The sequence below is a fragment of the Rhizobium sp. USDA 3886 genome (assembly GCF_056279785.1).
Map to the genome: position 1 here is coordinate 1,704,511 of NZ_JBWCDC010000003.1, position 20,504 is coordinate 1,725,014.

Annotated in this window: 17 protein-coding genes, 1 tRNA gene and 3 pseudogenes; 12 read left to right on the top strand and 9 right to left on the bottom strand. The window is 61.1% G+C overall.

All coding sequences use genetic code 11. From position 1 onward, the window contains the following. The first annotated feature begins 2 nt into the window (after nucleotides 1-2). The 6 genes from ACZ9BX_RS31085 to ACZ9BX_RS31110 all read left to right on the top strand — a co-directional run bounded on the left by ACZ9BX_RS31085 (nucleotide 3) and on the right by ACZ9BX_RS31110 (nucleotide 6,051). Nucleotides 3-845 (top strand): carbohydrate ABC transporter permease, encoded by an 843-nt coding sequence (locus ACZ9BX_RS31085; protein WP_476222118.1) that lies wholly within the window; start codon nucleotides 3-5, stop codon nucleotides 843-845. After that, entirely contained in the window at nucleotides 845-1,900 is a 1,056-nt protein-coding gene (locus ACZ9BX_RS31090; protein ID WP_476222119.1) for an ABC transporter ATP-binding protein, read from the top strand. Before ACZ9BX_RS31085 ends, ACZ9BX_RS31090 begins: the two co-directional genes overlap by 1 nt. Next, the gene (locus ACZ9BX_RS31095) at nucleotides 1,900-2,679 is read left to right on the top strand and encodes a glycerophosphodiester phosphodiesterase (protein ID WP_100771021.1); all 780 of its coding nucleotides are present in this window, start codon (nucleotides 1,900-1,902) and stop codon (nucleotides 2,677-2,679) included. Before ACZ9BX_RS31090 ends, ACZ9BX_RS31095 begins: the two co-directional genes overlap by 1 nt. Further along, on the top strand, nucleotides 2,663-3,667 hold the full coding sequence (locus ACZ9BX_RS31100) for a LacI family DNA-binding transcriptional regulator (protein WP_476222120.1): 1,005 nt from the start codon (nucleotides 2,663-2,665) through the stop codon (nucleotides 3,665-3,667). The genes ACZ9BX_RS31095 and ACZ9BX_RS31100 overlap by 17 nt, the downstream gene beginning before the upstream one ends. Beyond that, complete coding sequence (locus ACZ9BX_RS31105; RefSeq protein WP_476222121.1) at nucleotides 3,667-4,500, top strand: inositol monophosphatase family protein; 834 nt, start codon at nucleotides 3,667-3,669, stop codon at nucleotides 4,498-4,500. The genes ACZ9BX_RS31100 and ACZ9BX_RS31105 overlap by 1 nt, the downstream gene beginning before the upstream one ends. A gap of 63 nt (nucleotides 4,501-4,563) precedes the next feature. After that, on the top strand, nucleotides 4,564-6,051 hold the full coding sequence (locus ACZ9BX_RS31110; protein ID WP_476222122.1) for a sulfatase: 1,488 nt from the start codon (nucleotides 4,564-4,566) through the stop codon (nucleotides 6,049-6,051). A gap of 90 nt (nucleotides 6,052-6,141) precedes the next feature. On the opposite strand, the pseudogene ACZ9BX_RS31115 reads toward ACZ9BX_RS31110, so the two are convergent. Continuing rightward, nucleotides 6,142-6,300 (bottom strand): annotated as a pseudogene (locus ACZ9BX_RS31115) (LysR family transcriptional regulator); the annotation flags it as partial. Nucleotides 6,301-6,331: 31 nt separating this feature from the next. Here ACZ9BX_RS31115 and ACZ9BX_RS31120 point away from each other — a divergent pair. Together ACZ9BX_RS31120 and ACZ9BX_RS31125 are read left to right on the top strand one after the other, a co-directional pair. Next, nucleotides 6,332-6,526 (top strand): annotated as a pseudogene (locus tag ACZ9BX_RS31120) (flavin-nucleotide-binding protein); the annotation flags it as partial. A 205-nt stretch (nucleotides 6,527-6,731) separates the two neighbouring features. After that, entirely contained in the window at nucleotides 6,732-8,480 is a 1,749-nt protein-coding gene (locus tag ACZ9BX_RS31125; protein WP_476222123.1) for an adenylate/guanylate cyclase domain-containing protein, read from the top strand. A 62-nt stretch (nucleotides 8,481-8,542) separates the two neighbouring features. Here the strand turns inward: ACZ9BX_RS31125 and ACZ9BX_RS31130 are convergent, their stop codons facing one another. Then, a complete protein-coding gene (locus tag ACZ9BX_RS31130) occupies nucleotides 8,543-9,445 on the bottom strand; it encodes a DMT family transporter (RefSeq protein ID WP_476222124.1) in 903 nt (300 codons plus the stop codon). Between the two features lie 150 nt (nucleotides 9,446-9,595). Here ACZ9BX_RS31130 and ACZ9BX_RS31135 point away from each other — a divergent pair, with 150 nt between their 5' ends. After that, on the top strand, nucleotides 9,596-10,453 hold the full coding sequence (locus tag ACZ9BX_RS31135) for a helix-turn-helix domain-containing protein (RefSeq protein ID WP_476222125.1): 858 nt from the start codon (nucleotides 9,596-9,598) through the stop codon (nucleotides 10,451-10,453). Nucleotides 10,454-10,607: 154 nt separating this feature from the next. On the opposite strand, the gene ACZ9BX_RS31140 is transcribed toward ACZ9BX_RS31135, so the two are convergent. The 6 genes and pseudogenes from ACZ9BX_RS31140 to ACZ9BX_RS31165 form a co-directional block, all read right to left on the bottom strand. Further along, nucleotides 10,608-11,495 (bottom strand): class I SAM-dependent methyltransferase, encoded by an 888-nt coding sequence (locus ACZ9BX_RS31140; RefSeq protein WP_476222126.1) that lies wholly within the window; start codon nucleotides 11,493-11,495, stop codon nucleotides 10,608-10,610. 168 nt (nucleotides 11,496-11,663) lie between these two features. Further along, on the bottom strand, nucleotides 11,664-12,167 hold the full coding sequence (locus ACZ9BX_RS31145) for a hypothetical protein (protein ID WP_476222127.1): 504 nt from the start codon (nucleotides 12,165-12,167) through the stop codon (nucleotides 11,664-11,666). 30 nt (nucleotides 12,168-12,197) lie between these two features. Continuing rightward, nucleotides 12,198-13,088: a methyltransferase gene (locus ACZ9BX_RS31150; RefSeq protein WP_476222128.1), complete on the bottom strand. Its 891-nt coding sequence runs from the start codon at nucleotides 13,086-13,088 to the stop codon at nucleotides 12,198-12,200. Then, nucleotides 13,051-13,245, bottom strand: a pseudogene (locus ACZ9BX_RS31155) (dimerization domain-containing protein); the annotation flags it as partial. The gene ACZ9BX_RS31150 and the pseudogene ACZ9BX_RS31155, both read right to left, overlap by 38 nt. A gap of 403 nt (nucleotides 13,246-13,648) precedes the next feature. Continuing rightward, entirely contained in the window at nucleotides 13,649-16,153 is a 2,505-nt protein-coding gene (locus tag ACZ9BX_RS31160; protein ID WP_476222129.1) for a two-component system VirA-like sensor kinase, read from the bottom strand. Beyond that, the gene (locus tag ACZ9BX_RS31165; RefSeq protein WP_132565885.1) at nucleotides 16,150-17,169 is read right to left on the bottom strand and encodes a cytochrome-c peroxidase; all 1,020 of its coding nucleotides are present in this window, start codon (nucleotides 17,167-17,169) and stop codon (nucleotides 16,150-16,152) included. Before ACZ9BX_RS31165 ends, ACZ9BX_RS31160 begins: the two co-directional genes overlap by 4 nt. Nucleotides 17,170-17,280: 111 nt before the next feature. On the opposite strand from ACZ9BX_RS31165, the gene ACZ9BX_RS31170 reads away from it, so the two are divergent. Together ACZ9BX_RS31170 and ACZ9BX_RS31175 are read left to right on the top strand one after the other, a co-directional pair. After that, nucleotides 17,281-18,075 (top strand): response regulator, encoded by a 795-nt coding sequence (locus tag ACZ9BX_RS31170; protein WP_476222130.1) that lies wholly within the window; start codon nucleotides 17,281-17,283, stop codon nucleotides 18,073-18,075. A gap of 243 nt (nucleotides 18,076-18,318) precedes the next feature. Beyond that, the gene (locus tag ACZ9BX_RS31175) at nucleotides 18,319-19,050 is read left to right on the top strand and encodes a YoaK family protein (RefSeq protein WP_132565891.1); all 732 of its coding nucleotides are present in this window, start codon (nucleotides 18,319-18,321) and stop codon (nucleotides 19,048-19,050) included. Nucleotides 19,051-19,340: 290 nt separating this feature from the next. Here the strand turns inward: ACZ9BX_RS31175 and ACZ9BX_RS31180 are convergent, their stop codons facing one another. Then, nucleotides 19,341-19,946: a class I SAM-dependent methyltransferase gene (locus ACZ9BX_RS31180; protein WP_132565894.1), complete on the bottom strand. Its 606-nt coding sequence runs from the start codon at nucleotides 19,944-19,946 to the stop codon at nucleotides 19,341-19,343. A 271-nt stretch (nucleotides 19,947-20,217) separates the two neighbouring features. Between ACZ9BX_RS31180 and ACZ9BX_RS31185 the strand changes: the two genes are divergently transcribed. Beyond that, nucleotides 20,218-20,293, top strand: a tRNA-Val gene (locus ACZ9BX_RS31185). The last annotated feature ends 211 nt before the right edge of the window (nucleotides 20,294-20,504 follow it).

Sequence of the window (20,504 nt, forward strand, 5' to 3'; positions counted from 1 at the left end):
TCATGGCGGAGAAATCGCAACCCTCGGCAAACTACCGCATCTGGCCGGTCATCCTGGCGCTCACCATCGTCAGCCTGCCGCTGTTGCTCATGTACGCCTATCTCTTCATCGATACGATCACCGACAAGCAACCGGCGGCTCTGATGCCGGATACGCTCACCCTGCGGCACTGGACATTCCTCTGGCAGACCCCGCCTGGAAAGCCGAATATCTGGCTGGTGACGCTGAACACGCTGATCTTCACGGCGAGCACGACCACCGTCGTACTCCTCGTCTCCTCCATGGCCGGCTATGTGCTGTCGCGATTGAACGTGCCCGCCCGCGGCTTCTTCCTTGCGGGGGTCATGGTGCTGCACGCCTTCCCGTCGGTTACGCTCATCATCGCGATCTTCATCGTGCTGCAGATGGTCGGCCTTTATAATTCATTGATCGGTGTCATCCTTGTGAAGGCTGCGATCGACCTGCCGCTCGGCATATGGCTGATGAAAGGCTTCTACGACAGCGTGCCCTGGGAGATAGAGATGGCAGGCGTCGTCGACGGCGCCTCGCGCTTCCGCGTCTGGCGCAGCCTCGTGCTGCCGCAGGTGCGCCCCGCGATTATGGCGCTGGGGCTTTTCTCCTTCCTTTCGAGCTGGGGGGAATTCATCCTGCCGCAGGTCTTGGCGCCGGGCAGTCAGGTGCAGGTATTGTCGGTCTATCTTTCGGCGCTGATTGCCGACGACAACAATTTCGACTTCGGCACCTTTAAGGCGGTGGGCGTTTTCTACGTGATCCCGGTGCTTTTGCTTTACGGCTTCTTCCACAAATATCTCATGAATATCTACGGTGGCGGGAGCAAAGGCTGATGCGTATCCTCCTCGACAACTTCTCGAAGAGCTTCGGCGCTACCAAGGTTATCGAAAACATGAACCTGGAAGTGGCGCATGGCGAGATGCTGGCCCTGCTCGGCCCTTCGGGCTGCGGCAAGTCGACGACGCTTTTCGCCGTCTGCGGCATCCATCGCCCGACCGGCGGCCGCATCCTCTTCGGCGACCGCGATGTGACGGATCTCCCAAGCCAGGTGCGCAATGTTGGCGTCGTCTTCCAGTCCTACGCGCTCTATCCGCACATGACGGTTGCCGAAAACATCGGCTTTCCGCTGAAGGTCAAGGGAATGGCCTCGGCCGATATCGGCAGGGAAGCCGACCGCATCGCCGCTCTCGTGCAGATAGGCAACCTGATGGGCCGCCGCCCCTCCGAGCTTTCGGGGGGACAGCAGCAGCGCGTGGCACTCGCCCGGGCGTTGATCCGCAAGCCGGACGTCCTGCTTCTCGACGAACCGCTCGCCAATCTCGACGCAAAGCTGCGGCTGGAGATGCGTTCGGAAATCCGCCGCATCCAGCGCGAGACGGGCATCACCGCGATCCTGGTCACCCACGACCAGGTGGAAGCCATGAGCATGTGCGATCGCATCGCCATCATGAAAGAAGGTGTGATCGTACAGATCGCCACACCGGCGGAGATGTATAACGACCCGCGCACTGCCTTCGTCGCCAGCTTCCTTGGAAATCCGCCAATCACCTTCCTGCACGGCGTGGCGGCAGAAGGTTTCTTCTCCATCCCAGGCAGCCAAATCAGGATTCCGCTTCCCGTTTCGGCCGCCGCCGCCGACGGGACAAAGCTGATGCTCGGCGTGCGGCCGGAGCACTACAATCCGGCGGGTGACGTGCCGGTCACAGGCATCGTGAACTTCGCCGAAACGCAAGGCCGTGAAAACCTCTATGACGTACAGCTTGCCCAAGGACCGCTGCTGCGCTCCGTCCAGCCGGTCCGCCACGACATCAGGATCGGCGACGAGGTCACCTGGGCAATCGACAGCCGCAACGTGCTCGTTTTCGACGAAAACGGACGGAGGCTTTGATGCAGCGCGACTTTACGTCTTTCTTCGAACGCTTCGGCTGGCCCAAAGACAAAGGCACCCTGCCCTTCTGCATCGGCCATCGCGGCGCAAGCGGGCATGCCCGCGAAAACACGCTTGCTGCCTTCCGGCTCGCGGCGGAACTCGGCGCGGAAATGTGGGAGCTTGACACGCAGTTGACCAAGGACGGCGTCGTCGTCGTCTCCCATGACGACCATCTCCAACGCGTCTTCGGCGTGGACAAGCGTATTTCGCAGATGACCGCGACCGAGCTTGCGGCGCTGGACGGCGTCGACGTACCGGCCATCGAGGAGGTCGCCGCCCTTGGCAGTGAGACCGGAACCGGGCTCTACATCGAATTGAAGGCTCCGGGAAGCGGCCTCCGCTGCTGGCAGCACCTGATGGAAAAGGGCCAGCGCTTCGCCTGCCTCGGCTCCTTCGACACCGCACAGGTCCGCGAGCTTCGCGAGGCGGGCTGCGACTACCCGCTCTCGGTGCTCGTTCGCGTCGGCGATAATCCGAATGCCGTCGGCGACGAGGCGGGTGCCGACATCCTGCACCTCTGCTGGGAGCGCGCCGGCGAGCGGCCACAGGATCTGGTCACGCCGGCGCTGATGGACCGCGCCTTCTCAGCAGGCCGCGAGATCGTTCTGTGGCATGAGGAAAGACGGCCGATCCTCGATGAGATAATGAAGCTACCGGTGCTCGGCATCTGCACGGATCTGCCGGACATGATGCGCACCATGTCTGGTGGGGAAGGAAAATTTGGCAGACAGAGATAAAGGACCAAGCAGAGTAACGTCCTTCGACGTGGCGCGCGTGGCGGGCGTCTCGCGCGCTGCCGTATCGCGCGCCTTCACGCCGGATGCGAGCGTCTCCCCGAAGACCCGCGAAAAGGTCTATCAGGCCGCCAAGGAGCTGGGCTACCGCGTCAACTATCTCGCGCGCGGCCTGACGAACAAGCGCTCCGATCTTGTCGGCGTCGTCGCGGCCGGGCTCGACAATCCGTTCCGCACCCTTCAGATCGAGCATCTCGCGCGCACGCTCATTTCCCGCAATTTCCGTCCAATCCTGCTGCCGACCTCGAAGGAGGCGGATACGTCGACCGTCATCGGCCACCTTCTGCATTATGCCGTCTCCGGCGTTATCGTGACATCGGACGCGCCACCGACGGAGATCTGCGAGCAGTGTGCGGCCGAGGGCGTACCGATCGTGTTGATTAACAAGGGCGACGACATTCCCTTCGTCGACCGTATCATTTCCGATGACCGCAGCGCTGGACATCTGGCCGCCGACCACCTGATCGATCAAGGCGCCAAGCGCCTCGCCGCGATTGCCGCGTCCGCCGTCTCCTACACGGCACGCCGCCGCAGCGAGGACTTTCTTGCGCGCTGCCGTGAGCGCGGCCTCGAGGCACAGCTATTCACAGTCGCCATGAATGACTATCGAAGCGGCTTCGAGGCGGCATCCGAGCTTGCCTCCTTCGGTATCGATGGCGTCTTCTGCGCCAACGACTACATGGCCTGCGGCGTGATCGACCGGCTGATGTCGGGCCGTGGCCGCGAAGATGTGCCCGCCACGCGCGTGATCGGCCATGATGATATACCCCAGGCGAGCTGGGCCGCCTATGACCTCACCACCATCCGCCAGCCCTGCGACCTGCAGGCCGAACGGGCCATCGGCCTGCTGATCAGCCGGATGGCCAAGCCTGGCATGATGGCGCGCGTAGAATTCACGCCCGTTTCGCTGATCAAGAGAAGGACTGCCTGATGAGTTCCGCATTCGATTCCTCCGTCCTTGAGGCCCGTGCCGCGGCTGCGATAGAGATCGCCCGTCGCGTCGGCCGCGAGGCAGCCCGCTTCCGCATGGAAATGGGTTCGGGATTGAAGGTCGAGAACAAGGGCCTGCAGGATTTCGTCACCGTCGCCGACCGCAATGCCGAGCGGGCCATTCGCGACGGGCTGCTTGCGCGGTTCCCGCAGGACACCTTCATGGGGGAGGAAACCGGCGGCCGAGCCGGCAGCGCCGGAACCTGGGTGGTCGACCCGATCGACGGCACGACGAACTACATCCGCGGCTTCCGCCACTGGGGCGTATCGATCGCCTTCTGCGCCGAAGGCCGCCTGGAGATCGGCGTCGTTTACGACGCCGCCAAGGATTCCGTTGTCTCGGCGATCCGCGGCAGGGGCGCCTTTCGCGAGGGGGCGCTCATTCTTGCCGCAGCGACGAACGATCCGGCCAATGCCATTTGCATCCTCGGCCATTCGCGCAAGACGAGCTTCGACGAACACCTTGCCGTTTCCCGGCGCCTGCATGAGCGCGGCATGGATTACCGCCGCATGGGCGCGGCGGCGATCGACCTTCTGCGTGTCGCAGAGGGTGCCGCCGACCTCTATTACGAGCGGCATCTGAACGCATGGGACATGCTCGCGGGCGCGTTGATCGCTTTCGAAGCGGGCGCGAAGGTCGTCATGCCTGCCTTGTCGGCGCTTCTGTCCGAAGGCGGCCCTGTCGTCGCCTATTCGCCAGGGCTTGCCCGGGAATTCGAATTCATCCTGGAGATCGAGGGCCTGGCGCCAATGGCGGACCGATCAGACTTCTAGGCGCCGCGACAGGCGCGCCGACAACACCTGTCGGTGGAGCGACCGCATAAGGGGAGATTGCCAATGAAGACCGTCTTTGTTCTCTTCGATTCCCTCAATCGCCATATGCTTGGCTGCTACGGCGGATCTCGAATACCAACGCCAAATTTTGATCGCCTCGCCGGACGCTCGATGGTCTATGACAAGCATTATGTGGGCTCGCTGCCCTGCATGCCCGCACGGCGGGATCTTCTGACAGGACGTCTGACTTTCCTGCATCGCAGTTGGGGGCCACTCGAACCGTTTGACAATGCCTTTCCCGAGCTTCTCAAGGAGAAGGGCGTGCATAGCCACCTGGTCACAGATCACTACCATTATTGGGAAGACGGCGGTGCGACTTATCACAATCGGTATTCGACGTTCGAGTTCGTGCGAGGTCAGGAGTCGGATCCGTGGAAGGCAATGGTGCAGCCTCATTGGGAGCGCCTTCGGGAGAAATATCACGAAGCACAGGCCGGCGGCGGCCCGATCAGCAAGTATGGGCCATACATGATCAATCGAGAGTTCATCAAGCAGGAAAAGGACTTTCCCTCCGTACAGTGCTTTGCGCATGGTTTGGAGTTTCTCGATCTCAATCGAAAGGCCGACGACTGGCTACTCCAGATCGAAACATTCGATCCGCACGAACCTTTTTTCGCGCCGGAGCGCTTCAAGGAACCCTTCAGAACCGGATGGAACGGGCCGATCCGTGACTGGCCTCGCTATGGACGACTTGAGGAGCTGCCGGAGGAAGCTGATGAACTGAGAGCAAACTACTACGCAATCGTGTCGCTGTGCGACTTTCTGCTCGGCCAGTTGCTCGACGACTTCGATACGCACGATATGTGGAAAGACACGACCCTGATCGTCACAACTGATCACGGGTTTCTTCTCGGAGAGCACGATTTCTGGGCCAAGAACCGTATGAACATGTACGAGGAGATCGTACACATCCCCTTGTTCATCCATGATCCGCGTAGACCTGGTGCTGGAAGGATCGACCGGCTAACCCAGTCGATCGACGTCGGGCCGACATTTCTCGATATCTTCGGTGTAGATGCCCCTCCTGAAACAGAAGGGGAGTCGCTGCTGAAGCCGAATTCCAAGGATGCCGTTATCTTTGGCTATTTTGGCGGCGCGGTCAACGTAACCGATGGCCGTTATACCTACCATAGGTTTCCAGCCGATCCTCTGAAACAGGATCTCTATCAGTATACGGTTATGCCTACGCACATAACGAGACCATTCACGCCGGAAGAACTATCGCGGGCGACGTTAGCCAAGCCGTTTTCGTGGACCAAGGATGTTCCTCTGCTGCGGGTACCGGTGACCGAACGATCGCCGATGTTCAACAACTACGGGCCTGGAGCGCTGCTTGAAAAGCAAACGCGTCTCTATGATCTGGCGACCGATCCCGGACAAGAGGCGCCCCTTGAGAATCCAGCGCTGGAACTGCGGATGCTTGAGCTGATGAAGGCCCGGATGCGATCAAACGATGCGCCTGCGGAAGCTTTCAAGCGCCTCGAATTATAAGAGACCTCATCGCGCCAGCGCTGCCGTCTGCGCAACGAGCCTACCGCGGACTGGCGCCGCACGCGTTCCAACGACTTCATCGCTTTCCGGAAGCTCAGCATTCACGCCCGCGCGGTGGCGCAAGCGTTCGGCCGCGAAATCCACGAAGGCACGTACCCGGGCGGAAACCATGTGCCCTTCCGAGTGCACGATGTGGATCGGTACCGGCTCACGCTCGTAATCCGCAAGCACGATCTTGAGCCGACCGGCGCCCGACCTCGTCCATACGCTTCGACGCCGAGCCGCGGGTGATTTCCTGCAGATGACAAGCGAGGCCGAGCTCTTGTTCGATCACCCTTTCGGCAGGCCTCTTGAAGGACCCGAACGCTACTGGCGTTTCCGTCCGCGCCGCATTATCTGGCGGGCCGACGCACTGCCGGTCCGCTACGACTTTGCCGAATGGTCACCGTTCGCGCTCGCCACCGGGATCGCGTAGCTGTTGCCAAGAACGCGGGAGTGGGCAATCGGGATTGCCATCGCATCTTCATCAGAATCTATATCTAAAGCAATTGCTAATTTAGATAGTCGATTTCCTTGCGGTGCGGTAAAATTAAATGTCGGGCGCCCTAACCGGGAGGTGATCACGCTCTGGGTTAGCGCTTCTCGCGGAAAAACGTCATTCTTGTTTATTGGCAAATGGCATGGAACAGAGACTAGCCGCGATCATGGCGGCGGACATGGCAGGCTACAGCCGGCTGATGGAGACCGATGAAGCCGGCACGCTTGCTCGCTTGAAAACCCATCGAATCGAGCTGATTGACCCCGCGATTGCCAAGAACAAGGGTCACATCATCAAGACGACGGGCGATGGCATGCTTGTCGAATTCCAGAGTGTCTCCGATGCAGTGAAGTGCGCCGTGGAGATCCAGCAGCGCATGAAGCGGCGCAATTCGGACGTGCCGCAAGATCGGCGGATCGAATTCAGGATCGGGATCAATCTCGGCGACATTATTTTTGACGATCAGGATGTTTTCGGCGACGGTGTGAATATTGCTTCTCGGATCGAGCAATTGGCCGACGTCGGCGGCGTCTGCATCACGGCGGCAGTAGCGACACAAATTGTTGACCGGCTCGAAGTCGCCATCGAGGATTTGGGGGAGAAGACGCTCAAGAACATAAGCCGCCCGGTTCATCTCTTTCGTATCGGGCTCGAGGTATCTGCCCTGCCCGCCCAGTCGGATGCCCTGGATGCGAAACGGTATGTCGCGAAACCTTCAATCGTTGTGCTGCCATTTATCAACATGAGCGGCGATCCCGATCAGGAGTTTTTCGCCGACGGTCTTACTGAAGACATCATCACTGAACTTTCCCGCCGTCACGAGCTGTTCGTCATCTCGCGCAACTCGAGCTTTGTCTATAAAAACCACCCTGTGAACGCACGAGAAGTCGCGGAAAAGCTTGGCGCCCGGTACTTGGTGGAGGGAAGTGTTCGCAAGATAGGCGACAGGGTGCGTGTGACCGTCCAGCTCATCGATGCAGTCAACGATGCCCATATCTGGGCCGACAAGTACGATCGCAAGCTTGACGACATATTCGCCATACAGGATGAGGTGACCGGAGCGATCGTGGCCACTTTGCCCGGTCGCGTCGAAGCAGCCCAACGCGACCAGCTCGAACGAACAAAACCGGCGAACATGGCCGCATATGAGTGCGCGCTTGCCGCCAAGGTGCTGCATCACAGGAGCACTGCGTTGGACAACCAGCAGGCGCAGCTGCTCATAGACAGGGCGGTCACGCTTGACCCAGGTTATGCCCACGCCCACGCGTGGCGAGCGTGCATTCTAGGCCAAGCTTGGGTCAACGGCTGGTGCGAAGACAAGGATGCTGTTTGGGATGAGATCGTTGCCGCGCTAGATCGGGCGCTGGCGCTGGATGACAACGACGCGGACGTCCACCGAATCTTAGCTGCGGTGAATGTGAACAACAATGCCCTGACCACAGCGCGGTATCACCAGGAGCGCGCGCTTTGCCTCAATCCGAATTACGACTTAGTCGTGGTTCAGCAAGGCGAGCTGTTGACGTGGCTAGGGCGGCCCGAAGAGGGGATAGAATGGATCCGCAAGGCAATGCGGCTCAATCCGCATCACCCCGAGCGGTTTTGGAGCCACCTCGCAAAATCACATTTTGCTGCGCATCAATACGGCGAGGCGATCGAAGCATTCATGCATCTATCAGCTATGGATCACGTCCAGCACGCCTTCGTCGCTGCATGCTACGGCTGGCTCGGTGATGGACTCGCTGCGGCAGGTCATCTGAAGAAAGTTAGAGCGCTTGCCCCACAGTTTGACATAGAAGCATTTCTTGCGACGATGCACTACGCTCAGGAATCCGATGTTCAACATCTTCGCGAAGGCCTCGTCAAAGCGGAAGAGAACACAGACGGTCGCTAAGAAGACGAAACCGCAATCGGCGATTGCCATCCTCACCTCAAAAGCCCCCGGCCCATCGACGCTCACGACTGTCTTACTTGGGCGGTTCGCTGCAGCCGGATGGGCTTGCCGAACATGATGACGTTGCCGCCGAGCGCGAAGATGAGGCCGAGCACGGCCTCGGCGGTCCAGACATAGCCCTCGAAGACCGTCGAGACCGTCAGGGCGACGAGCGGAAACAGCACTGTCGCATAGGAGGCTCGCGCCGGGCCCCATTGGCCAACCAGCGCCAGATAGGCGAGGAAGCCGATGACACTGCCCGGAATGGCGAGATAGAGCAGCGCGGCCGTATACGCCGGCGATGGATCGAAGGTGAGAGGCAGCCCGCGGGCAAGCACGAGGACGCCCAGCGCCGCCACGCCGCAGACCATCGCATAGGCCGTCGTCGATGGGAGATCGAGCCCCAGCGTCTGATGGCGAGCGGAGAGGAAATTTCCGAGCGAGAAGCAATAGGTGCCGGCAAGTGCCAGCAGCAGGCCAAGTCCGCCCTGAGGCGCAGTGCCAAGGGCGCGCAACTCGTCTGCAAAAAGAAGCATCAGGCCGAAAAGCCCAACCGCGCCTGCCAATATCACGCGCCCACTCGGGCGATTTCCGTACAAGAGCCAACCATTCGCCGCGTTAAATAGGGTTGCCATCGCAAAAACGACTGAGACGATGCCACTCGGCAGCATGCCGGCGGCATAATAGAAGCAGAGAAAATTGCAGCAGAACAGGCAAAGGCCCTGAGCGCCGACTGTCAGCCAATGCTGAAATGGCGGTGGTGCCAGGCGCCGGCGAAGCGCCAGCAATCCAAGCAGCAGAATGGCTGCGAGCGCGAAACGGTAGAGGATCGAGACCTCGGCGGGCACGGTGCCGACCTGCAGCTTGATCGCGTACCAGGTCGTGCCCCAGATAAGAACGGTGAGAATGAAGAGAAGCGGCGCCATTCGTAGTCTTTCTATGTCGGAGGCATTAAATGGCGTCTTCTATGACACTGCACCACCGGCCGCTATCACAGGCTTGCGCGACTATCGAAATCTTGCGGTCTTCGGTAGCGGCCGGTTGCAGCAGATGCCTCCGCGGCCTTATGAGAAAGCATGCAAACGCGATCGATCTCATCCGCTTTGGAAGGTGTAGGCGCCAAGCTGCTGCGGCAGGTTGATCTCGGCGGCGGGCTAGCGATTGCGCAATGGCGAAACTTCGCCAACAGCCGCCTTTCCTACCGCGATCCCGGACACCACACGGTTAGCCTTTATCTCGATGGTAGCGTGCGCCGCATGGATAACGGGCAGACGGGGATAGGCTCGTCGGGAGCGCTCTGTCTGCTGCCGGCAGACGGCGACAGCGCCTGGCATGTCCTCCGCGACGTCTATTTCTGCCATATCTACATCTCTCAGAGCCGGTTCCAGCGACTGGCCGGCGAAGTCTTCGATCGCGACAGCCGGACGTTGACGCTTCCCGACTTGAGCTTCTTTTCCGATCGTTTCGTGGCGGACATTATCAACCGCGCGATCCTGCCGAATGACTGGTCGGAAAGCGCAAATCGCCTTTTGCTTGCCCAGGCGGCTGATCTCATCTTGCTCGAGGTGCTGCGCAAGAACGGACCGGTGCGATCCAGCAGCCTTCTGCTTCAGGGTGGGCTTTCGCCCCATGTCTTGAAACGCATTGTGCAATTGATCGATGCCGATCTTGCCGGCGACCTCAGCCTCGACCGGCTTGCCGCGGAGGCAGGGCTCAGCTCCTATCATTTCGCCCGGATGTTCAAAGCGACGACGGGCCAGACGCCACACCGCTTCGTGCAGGAGCGGCGGCTTGCGGTGGCCTACGAGTTTGCGCGAGCCGGCAAGGCCAGCATCACCGAAATCGCAGCCGCCTGCGGATTCTCCACACCGGCGCACTTCTCCGCAAGCTTCAAGGCGAAGTTCGGCACGAGTCCGTCGGCCATCCGCCTCTGACGGCACGGGAAAATGTCCCCGTTAAGATGCGAACGAAGCAGCAGGCCGCTCTGTTTCATGTCGGTCGCTCACCCGTCGGGCGGCTGGCCTCCTTGAACGACCGACTTTCCGATTTCCTTAAAGAAGCGCCCGCTCTTCGCCGTGCTGATGAGGATCATGGAGGGGGTGACATGGCTGTGGTCGCCCAGGCGCCAACGAAAGTCGCGGGCATGAAGCATGCCTGGCGTTCGACCGCTTCGCTGCGCAACCGTTCGGCCAGAGTGTCGATCTCAACCGCGGCGGCGGCCGTAACACCGGCGCGTTCCGCCGCCGGCAGCAAGCTGCGTACAGTTTCTGCGATGTAGTTGTAGATCAGCGAATCCGGCCCGCCGCCGATGATGCCGGCGAAATTCATTTGCGGTGCGGGCAGCCCGGCAGCGGCAAAGGTCATCGGCAGCTTGCCACCCATATCAGTTTCGAAACCAGCCCGCTGGATGGTGCCGACGATCCAATCGCGGCATTGGCTGAAAAGCGGCCCCTCGGGAACACTGCGGGCGAGCGGCATCGCCAGTTCCTGGAAGGCGACAACGCCACCTGGCCGAAGAAACCTCGCGAGCCTGCGCAAAGTTGCACGAGGATCGGGTAGATACATCAGTATCAATCGTCCGATCACCGCATCGAAGAGTTCGTCGCAGTAGAACGTGTCGAGCTCAGCCGTCGCAAAGCGCGTCCAGTAGCATTGTCCGGCTTCGGTCGCTCGCCGTTCCGCGATGTCAATGGCGTCTGCCGAACGGTCGATGCCGAGCACCAATCCCTTTGGTCCGACCAGCTTTCCGGCCAGCAAGGAAACATCGCCGACGCCGCAGCCGATATCCAGTACGCGCATGCCGGATCCTATCCCGGCGCAGCGCAGGACATCTTCCGTGAGCTCGTGAAGGAGCGCCCCCTGCAGCTCCAGCCGCCTAAATTCGCGTTTCGTGTAGCCCAGTGCATAAGGGCGGGTATCCGCAATGCTCAGATCGCGGTCGATTGTCTGTGTCTGTTGGACAAGCGGATTGTACATTACCTAACTCCATGATCGATTGTCCGGCCGAGGCAGCCGTGCGACCGCCGCTGCCTGGACTGTTACGATCGGAGATCGACGCTACAACGTGATTTCAGAAATCGGGAATTTCCGTTACGGCTGAAACACGGGCCGTTTGTGACAGGGTGGCGCCTGCATAGAGGGTGCCTATGACTTCGGCGCCCGCGGCTCGAACACGATATAGGGCGTCTTGGGCGGGTGGCCTGGCGGAACATAGTCCGGGACAGGGTTGTCGTCTGCCGGCAGCGTGAGCACAAATCGATGGATGGCGCGCAGGTCGGCCTCTGTCATGGCACGCAAGTTAAACCATGGCATGGGGGGCCGTGGCTTGATCGTTTGCGCGAGCTCGACCCAGTCGTCCTCGCTCATCGTGCGCAAAAGGCTGCGAAGATTCGACGGATAGGTGGTTCCCCACGGCCCGTTGAAGCCGAGGTGATCGCCAACCAGCCACCGATGCTCAGGCACGTCGCCGGCCTTTGCCAGATAGCCTGGCGTATGGCAGTCGTTGCAGCCGCCGATTTTGACCAAGTATCGGCCGCGCTCGATCGAGCCGTCGGCCGTGGCTGCACTTACGGTCCAGTGGAATGTCGTGATCGTCAGAATTCCGCCCAGGCTGAGGGCGGCAATTCCGATTGGAGCCCATCGTGTCATAAGCTTTTCCCTGTGGTCAGCCGCCATCGGCTACTTGATCCCCACGATCATCGAATGGGGACCGGCGAGATGTTCGCAGCGCACGTCGGTAAAACCTGCCTCACGCATCCAGCCAATGCCCTTGGCGCGGGTGTAATCGAACCCGCCCCGCGTATTGACCAGCATGTTGAGGCTCATCAGCAGCCCTGCGGCGTTCTGCCTGCGCTCGTCGTCGATGATCTGGTCGTGGACGATGAGCGCGCCGCGCTTCGGCAAGGCTGCGTAAGCCTTCGCCAGCAGCGTGCGCTTCACCTCAAGATTCCAGTCGTGAAGGATATGCCCCATCACCAGCACGTCGGCCGGAGGAAGCGGCTCCTTCAGGAAATCGCCGGGATGGAACCGGAGCCGGTCGGCAAGTCCGCGCCGCTCCACATAGGCCTCGAATACCGGCCGCATCGGCGGCAGGTCGTAGCCGCCGCCTGTCAGGTGTGGATGGGCGCTGGCGATCTCGACGGGAACCCTGCCCTCGGCGGTGCCGATGTCGATAAAGGTGCGATAGTCTGTCCAGGGGAACCGCCGGGCAAGCGCCTCAGCGGCCTGAAGACTGCCGCCGGTCATCGCCTGCGCGAACATGACCAGATTGTCCGGATTGGAATAGAGCATGTCGAAGAGGTCTTGGTCGTCTTCGGTGCCGTTCTGCGGCTTGCCGGTCCTGAGCGCTTCGGTAAGCGAGGCCCAGTTGGCGTAGATCCGCGTGGCGGCCACGGCGAGCATTCCGCCCACATAGGTCGGCTTGTCGCGGTCGAGATAGCGGTCGGTCGCCGGCGTATTTCGATAGATGTCGCCCCTCGCGCTCGAGCATGCCGAGCGCGACAAGCGCGTCGAGGAAATCCCGCGCTCCGCGCCGATGCAATCCAAGGCGCTTTTGCAAGGCTTCCCCATCAAGAGGTCCGGAGGCCAGCTCCGTGAAAAGCCCGAGTTCGACGGCGCTTAGCAACGTCTTCGATGCCCAGAAACCGAGACCGAGCTGCAGGATGCCTTCCGGCGAACAAGCTGCGTTCTCCGCAACCGGCATGTGATCAGCAGCTGTAGTGCTCATCGGTGCCTCCTTGTCATGCGCGGCCGCGCGACACGCCTGGCTGGACCGGTTGTCGCGTTCCGCAGATAGGCGAGGTGTTTTATCGAGCGACGCGGCGCCGATGGCGCCTTCTGAGTGAGGCGTCGAGTTTCTCGTGGAGAGGCTGCAGCCGCGACTGAATTTCAGGATCGGTGACACGCCTGCCGGCCCTTCTTGCGGAAATCTCGATTCCCTTGATCTGCCCTTCAAGCGCTCTGCGCACTTCGTGCGGAAAGATGCCGTTTCGATACATTTTCACGCTCCTCGTTTGGCGTATGCAGCGCGATGATCGAACGATTGAGCTACGGGATGATTTCAAGGAAACCGAGTTTGATTACAGCTGTAATGGCGGGGGCCTCTTGCGCCGCAATGCAGCGCGCCGGTCTTAATGAAGATGGTGGGCGAGACATTGCGCGATCGCGGCCGACAGCAGCGGCTTCCTGATGACCTCGCTTATGCCTGCCGCCTTGAGCTGACGCGAACTCAGCGGACGGCCGTATCCCGTCATCAGGACGATCGGCAGATCCTGCCGGATCTTGTGCAGTTGGCCGGAAAACTCGATGCCCGTCATCTCCGGCATGATCTCGTCCGTCAGCACGAGGTCGAAGCGTGCCGGATCGGTGCGGAATGCACTGAGAGCGGCAGGAGGCCGGTCGAAGCCGACCGGCTCGTAGCCGAGCGCGGCAAGCATCTCCTCGGTAAGCCGCACCAGCGGCGTATCGTCGTCCACGACAAGAATCGTCTCACCGTTGCCGTGGTGGACAGAAGTCTCGACGGTCTCGGCCCCATCTTCCTCCGGGGCGGCGCCTTCGATCCGCGGGAAATAGATCTCGAAGGTCGTGCCTTCGCCAATCCGGCTCTTCACGTTCACTGCGCCCCCGAGCGCGGCGATGATGCCGTGTACCGTCGAAAGGCCAAGCCCCGTGCCCTGCCCCGCCGGCTTGGTCGTGAAGAACGGCTCGAAGATGCGCTCCATGGTCGCTCGATCCATGCCGATGCCGGTATCCCTGACGGTCAGGCGAATGTAGCCGCCGGGAGGCATGTTGCCGTGCGACAGCGTCAAGGGCACTTCGGACTCCAGCGTGCCGAGGTCGATCTTCAGCACACCGCGGTTGTTCATCGCCTGCGCTGCGTTCGTGCCGAGATTCATGACGACCTGCTGAAGCTCGGTCGGGTCGCCCATCATCGAGGCAGCCGCAGCCGCAAGACGTGGCTCCACCAAGAGTGTTGCGGGGAAGGAGGCGCGCAGCAGGCCGACCGTCTCCACGACGACGGGCTCCACCCGAAGGGGCTGATAGTGCCGCTCGCGGCGGCGGCCGAAGGCGAGAATTTGCTCCGTGACATTCTGCGCCCGCTCGCCGGCCTTCATGATCTGTTGCACATAGCTGCGCGCGCGCGACTCCTTTAGCAGGACCGCCAGCGCCATCTCGCCATAGCCGAGAATGGCCCCGAGGATATTGTTGAACTCGTGTGCGATGCCGCCGGCAAGCGTTCCGATCGCTTCCAGCCGCTGCGACTGGTTGAGGCGCGCCTGAAGCGCTTCGCGTTCGTGTTCGATGCGCTCGCGCGCGATTGCGTTTGCGAAAATCTCGGCTGCGGTGCGCAGGAGAGCAATGTCGTCGTCGGCCCAATGTTTCTCGTCCGTTACGGAATCGAGCGCCAGAAAGCCCAGCCGCTCGCCGGCATGTGACATCGGTATGCCGAGCCAGGCTCGCAGCTGATACGCCTGCAGGCGCGTCTTCTCCGGCCCCTCCGGAAGCTCGCTGACACGCGGAACGTAGATCGCACCCTGACGCTCGTAGTCCTTCAGCGTCCAGGTCGACGCGAGCTCCAGAATATCCTCCGGCGGGCATGGCGGCGTGTTCACGCCCGGGCGGCGATAGACGTAGCCGCCGTTACCGTCGCAGGTGTGGCTGACCGCGATCTGCGCGCCATCTGGTCCGGCGTGCTCCACTAGGCGCTGGAGGCCCTTGCTAATGTCGGCACGGATCCGGTCACGCGGAAGATTGATGAACTCGGTCGAGATCGAGGCGATCAGGCGCTCGAAATCGAGCCGCTCCTTCAGGGTCTGCGCGTTGTTGCGCAGACGGACGAACAAATAGGCGATATAACCCACGAGGACCAGCGCAGCGACATAAAGCAGCGCCTGAAACATTGCGGCGCGCGCGGCTGCCTGCCCATGTGCCTCTAGATAAACGTCCTGAAGCGCCCGCGCCCGCTCGCTCGTGGGGGAAGCCTGGAGGCGGGCGACAAGACCGTCGACTGCGGGCAGCGTCGTGACGATAAGCCGGCCGTGAGAGACGAGCGAGCCGACCTCGCTTGCCGATGCGATGTCGAGGGATGGCCTGGCAAGCGTATTGAGCGAGGCGGCAACGGCTCTTGCCGCCTCCGGCTGGGGATCGTTGATGAACCGCGACATCGCGATCGTCATGGCCCCGATCTCGACGGCTCGGAGGCCGTCTCCTTCGGCAGCGAGCCGGCCGCTGGTGTAGTTGAAATAGTTCAGCGAGTTCTGGAGCAGCGCGTTGCTCGATTTGAAGGACTCGACGAGCGTTTCCTCGTCGCGCACCGCACCGGCCACCTCGGCGACACGCCGATCGATCTCAACCCTCGCTTCACCGCTTGCGACCTCGCTGGCGGCCGCCAAGCTCGCCGTCGCCTCATCGAGCCTCGCAATCGCACGGACGAGCGGATCGTAGCTGCGCAGAAGTCCCGCCCGGGCCCGCAGCACGTCACGCTGGAGGGCCGCGTTGTAAAGGATGACGGTTCTCACCGCATCGAGAGTGCGTTCGTGGCGCTGAGTGTCGGGCGCCGCACCTTGTACCAGCAGGTAGGTGAGCATGATGAGCAGGCCGGCGACGATCGCGGCCAGGGGACGCAGCGACGTCATTGCTCGAGACGCTCGGCTGCGCTGGTCAGCGGCCGGCCGCGATATTCGCCGGTCAACGTGCCCAGGAATTTGACGATGAGGTCGGAATCGCGCTGATCGAGCTCCCGACCGAGCTGGTTACGAGCCATGATCTTCACCGCTTCGCCAAGGGATCCGGTGCGGCCGTCATGAAAATACGGAGACGTCACGGCAACATTGCGCAGGCTGGGGACACGGAACACATGTCGGTCGGCCTCGGCGCGGGTGATCGCGAAGCGGCCCTGATCCGCCTCCGAGAGTGCTTTCTGGCCGGCAAACGGATCCTGGAAGATGCCGAATTTCTGGAAAAGGTTGCCGCCCACATTTGCGCCCTGGTGGCACGCGACGCACCCATATGCCTTGAAGAGCTGATAGCCATGCTCCTCGTCCGCCGTGATGGCGTCGCGCTCGCCCTTGAGATAGCGGTCGAAGCGCGCATCGGGCGTGATCAGCGACCGCTGGAAGACAGCCAGCGCGTCGAGCACCGTCGCCCTGCTGGCAGCCTCGCCGTAGATCCTGGCAAAGCGCTCTGCATAATTCCGGTCGGAGCGCAGCTTCGGCAGCAATTCATCCCAGCTCGTGTTCATCAGCTTGTCGTCGAGCAGGACCGCCTCGTTCTGCTCTTCCAAGGTGTCGAAATTGCCGCGCCAATTCAGCCGGAAGCTGAAGGCCGAATTGAAGACGGTCGGGGCATTGAAATCGAGCGATTCTCCGTCTGCTGCCACGGAGCGGGCCTGGCCGTCGTCACCGCTGAGCTCGAGCCTGTGACAGGAGCTGCAGGCAAAGACACCGTCGTGCGACAGCCTGGCGTCGTTGAACAGACCCTCGCCAAGCGCAATCTTCGCCTGGTCGGAAGGCCCGGCCGCTGCGAGCGGAGCAATCGGCTCTTCGGGCAAGGGCGCAGGCTGTTTCATCAGGGCCAGCGCCGGTGCCGCCATTGCCAGGCAAAGCGGAACAAAAAGCCCCGCCCAATCCTTACCAATATGCCCATGCGTCATCGAGCAAGCCTGTGGTAGGGGCGTTCGGCCGTGACGATTATCGGCACCCGGCCAATAAATCGCCGAAGATCGATGTTTAATAAAGCAGCGACTCGGCCAGAGGTTCCACGTTTGCGGACGGCGGACATGTCAGCTGCACAAAACACGCATCAGGATCAGCCGCCGAACGGCGGAGCCGAGCCGGGAACGGCATCGAAGCATATCCTTGTCGTTGACGACGATCCCGACATCCGCGATATGCTGACCAATTACCTCGAGGCCGAGAACTTCAAGGTCACCGCCGTCGCCGGCAGCCAAGCCATGGCGCGGATCTTCACCGAACGGCCGGTGGACCTGTTGATCCTCGACATGAGGCTTGCCGGCGAAGACGGGCTCGACATCATGCGCCAGCTTGGCAGCCCGCCGGAGGCCCCCATCATCATCATCACTGGCCACCGGCGCGACGAGGCGGACCGCATCGTCGGCCTGGAGCTCGGAGCCGACGACTACATCACGAAGCCCTTCAGCCTCAGGGAGCTGCTCGCGCGCGTTCGCGCCGTGCTCCGGCGATCGGAGGTGGCACGGCGGCATTCGGGCAGCAAGAAGCGGGTACGCTATCGCTTCGCCGGCTGGAAGCTCGACATGCGCACGCGGCGCCTGATATCGCCGGCCGGCGAACCAACGCCGCTGACCGCCGGCGAGTTCAACCTGCTTGCCGCCCTCTTGCAGTCGCCGCAGCAAATCCTCAGCCGCGAGCAGCTTCTCATTGCGAGCCGGATGCACGACGAGGAGGTGTTTGACCGCAGCATCGACGTGCAGATCCTGCGCCTGCGCCGCAAGCTCGAGGTCAACCCCAGCGAGCCGAAGCTCATCACCACCGAGCGCGGCGCCGGCTACATGTTCGCCACCGCCGTCGAGCTGCTGTGACGGTGCTGTCGTATTCGGGGGGTGGCGAGGACGACGTCGCCAGGCTGATGAGAGGGCCGTGATCAATCGTGTATTCGTTTCCGAGGATTGGGTGCGATGGTGCACAACGGACACAATTCTTGACCGGTAGAGCCGGCGGCAGTTGATACCTCATTGCGCAAAAGTCCCGTCGCGCGAATGTTTCACGTCCCATTGACCTTTCCTCGCTACTATTCCCGATCTCCGCAACATTGAAGACAAACCATGCTAATCCGCCAAGGGCACGAACGTAATGACCAGATTGACAGGAAGCTTGCCTCTTGCCTTGCGGCGATAGCCGGCGCGCTCAACGCGGCGGCGTTTTACGCAGTCGGCTTCTTTTCCGCGAACATGACCGGAAACGTCTCCACCTTTTCCGACCATATTGCCGTCGGCGGGTGGCTTTCGGCCCTGTTTTACCTGGCGATCATCGTCACGTTCATCCTGGGCGCGACCGTCTCGACGCTGCTCATCAATGCCGGGCGCCGACGCAATATGCATGCGATCTACGCTTACAGTATCCTGACGGAAGGGATACTGCTTGCAGTACTCGGCTGTGCCGATCTCTGGTTGCTCGGAGAATGGCGCGCACCGGTTCTGGTGATTGGCCTTGCCTTTCTCATGGGCCTTCAAAATGCAGTCGTCACGCGCATTTCCAACGCGCGGGTGAGGACCACACATATTTCTGGCATGGCAACCGATATCGGCATCGAACTTGGAATGGCGTTCGACATCCTGCGCGGAAGGGAGCGGCCGAGCGAGGCGCAACAGAACCGTGCCAAGCTCCTTTTGCATGTCCAGACGATCCTTGCGTTCCTCTTCGGCGGGATCCTCGGCGTCCTGGTCTATCGCGCCGCCGGCGGCTTCCTGCTTATCGCGACTGCTGCACTGTTGCTGGCGATTGCCATGACCGGCATTTCCCGCGTGCGGCAGCAGCGCGCGCAGGCCGCTTCGTGACTGCTTCGTAACTATCTCGCTCAGCGCCTTCGGAACGCCTAATCTGCCCCGCGAGGACAGCGACGTGTTCGCTGGGCGCCATTAAGCACCAGATTTAAAAGGGAAAGTTGAACTTTTCAGAACGACAAAAGCGACTTTGGAATAGCTCTGCGTCACATCGGAAGCAAAGCTTGAGAGTTTCACCATAGGCATATGTTATATAAGTAATATCTATCAATTAAAGACCGGCAGACGGCCCGGCAGGCTGCGGTGCGAAGCCATTTCGGCTGCGCGCACCGCATCGCGCCGCGTCAAAGGCGCTGCAGGCAGAAGGAAAAATGCGCATCCGGATCAAGCGTCAGATATTCGAAACGCCATCCATATTCCGCGCAGAACTTGTTGACGGCTTCAACGACGCCATAGACGATCGGCTTTACGGTGTTTCCGGTGCAGAAATCGTGCCCCGCAATGCGCCCGCCGCGATTAACCTTGCTGTTTGCCAGGACCAGTTCCTTCCAGGTGAGATCGAAGGAATGGTCCGTGTCGATATAGAGCCAGTCGAAAAAACCGTCGTCGAACGTGCTCAAAGCGTCGAGCGACGTACCCTGCCTTATCACCACCGTTCCGTCGGCTATTTCATCAGCGAATTTCTCGCTCACCGTCGTGATACCCGCCGAGTAGCGATCCATCCCCCACGGATCGATCAGGAACAGCTTTGCGGGGTGATTCCGCTTGAGAATTTCAGACGTGAACTCTCCTTCGGCGACCCCGATCTCGGCCGCAACTGCATGATTCGGCAGGCGATTGAGCAGCTCGTTGCGATCAGGCAGCAGCTTGGCGCCTTCGGTATGGACAAAATCGAGCTTTATACGAGGTGTGCTGTTCCTTAGGCGTAGCCGCTCTTCGCGCGTTTTCACTCTATGCTCCAGTGCGGATGGTTTCTTCTGACACGGCACAACACCGGTGTTGCCGCGACCCAGCCCATCTCTATACGCAAGTCCCGTATCGCGAAAGCTTGTGAGACCAAGGAGTCGTCCTTTGCGGTTCACAATAATCTGACGCCTACGCGCATCGCACATGGCCTGATGATGGCGGGTTTGAAAAAATTGGAGAAAAAACCCGGCGATGGTCTTGCAGTTCTGCGCCGATATCGGTAGAGAGCCTTCACGCTGGATGCTGCGGCATCGAGGGCGATTAGCTCAGTTGGTAGAGCGCCTCGTTTACACCGAGGATGTCGGGAGTTCGAGTCTCTCATCGCCCACCATTCCCTCAGTGCCACGACGAGCCAGCGGAGGGAACGCGACGGGCATCCGTATCAACCTTCGCAATAAGAACGCCAGCGAGCGCCGAACGGGCTCGTGGTGCGTCCTAGCAGGGGAGCGACTTCGATCAATTCGCACACCAGTCCCTCCGCGCCTGCCAAAAGGCGGCTTTCGCTTGAAAACAAGCTTTATCTGCGCGTGTAAAACCAATCA

Bases quoted from the DNA above. Each gene is read 5' to 3' on its own strand.
- ACZ9BX_RS31085 (WP_476222118.1), top strand. From the start codon at position 3: ATGGCGGAGAAATCGCAACCCTCGGCAAACTACCGCATCTGGCCGGTC.
- ACZ9BX_RS31090 (WP_476222119.1), top strand. From the start codon at position 845: ATGCGTATCCTCCTCGACAACTTCTCGAAGAGCTTCGGCGCTACCAAG.
- ACZ9BX_RS31095 (WP_100771021.1), top strand. From the start codon at position 1,900: ATGCAGCGCGACTTTACGTCTTTCTTCGAACGCTTCGGCTGGCCCAAA.
- ACZ9BX_RS31105 (WP_476222121.1), top strand. From the start codon at position 3,667: ATGAGTTCCGCATTCGATTCCTCCGTCCTTGAGGCCCGTGCCGCGGCT.
- ACZ9BX_RS31110 (WP_476222122.1), top strand. From the start codon at position 4,564: ATGAAGACCGTCTTTGTTCTCTTCGATTCCCTCAATCGCCATATGCTT.
- ACZ9BX_RS31125 (WP_476222123.1), top strand. From the start codon at position 6,732: ATGGAACAGAGACTAGCCGCGATCATGGCGGCGGACATGGCAGGCTAC.
- ACZ9BX_RS31130 (WP_476222124.1), bottom strand. From the start codon at position 9,445: ATGGCGCCGCTTCTCTTCATTCTCACCGTTCTTATCTGGGGCACGACC.
- ACZ9BX_RS31135 (WP_476222125.1), top strand. From the start codon at position 9,596: ATGCAAACGCGATCGATCTCATCCGCTTTGGAAGGTGTAGGCGCCAAG.
- ACZ9BX_RS31140 (WP_476222126.1), bottom strand. From the start codon at position 11,495: ATGTACAATCCGCTTGTCCAACAGACACAGACAATCGACCGCGATCTG.
- ACZ9BX_RS31145 (WP_476222127.1), bottom strand. From the start codon at position 12,167: ATGACACGATGGGCTCCAATCGGAATTGCCGCCCTCAGCCTGGGCGGA.
- ACZ9BX_RS31150 (WP_476222128.1), bottom strand. From the start codon at position 13,088: ATGGGGAAGCCTTGCAAAAGCGCCTTGGATTGCATCGGCGCGGAGCGC.
- ACZ9BX_RS31160 (WP_476222129.1), bottom strand. From the start codon at position 16,153: ATGACGTCGCTGCGTCCCCTGGCCGCGATCGTCGCCGGCCTGCTCATC.
- ACZ9BX_RS31165 (WP_132565885.1), bottom strand. From the start codon at position 17,169: ATGACGCATGGGCATATTGGTAAGGATTGGGCGGGGCTTTTTGTTCCG.
- ACZ9BX_RS31175 (WP_132565891.1), top strand. From the start codon at position 18,319: ATGCTAATCCGCCAAGGGCACGAACGTAATGACCAGATTGACAGGAAG.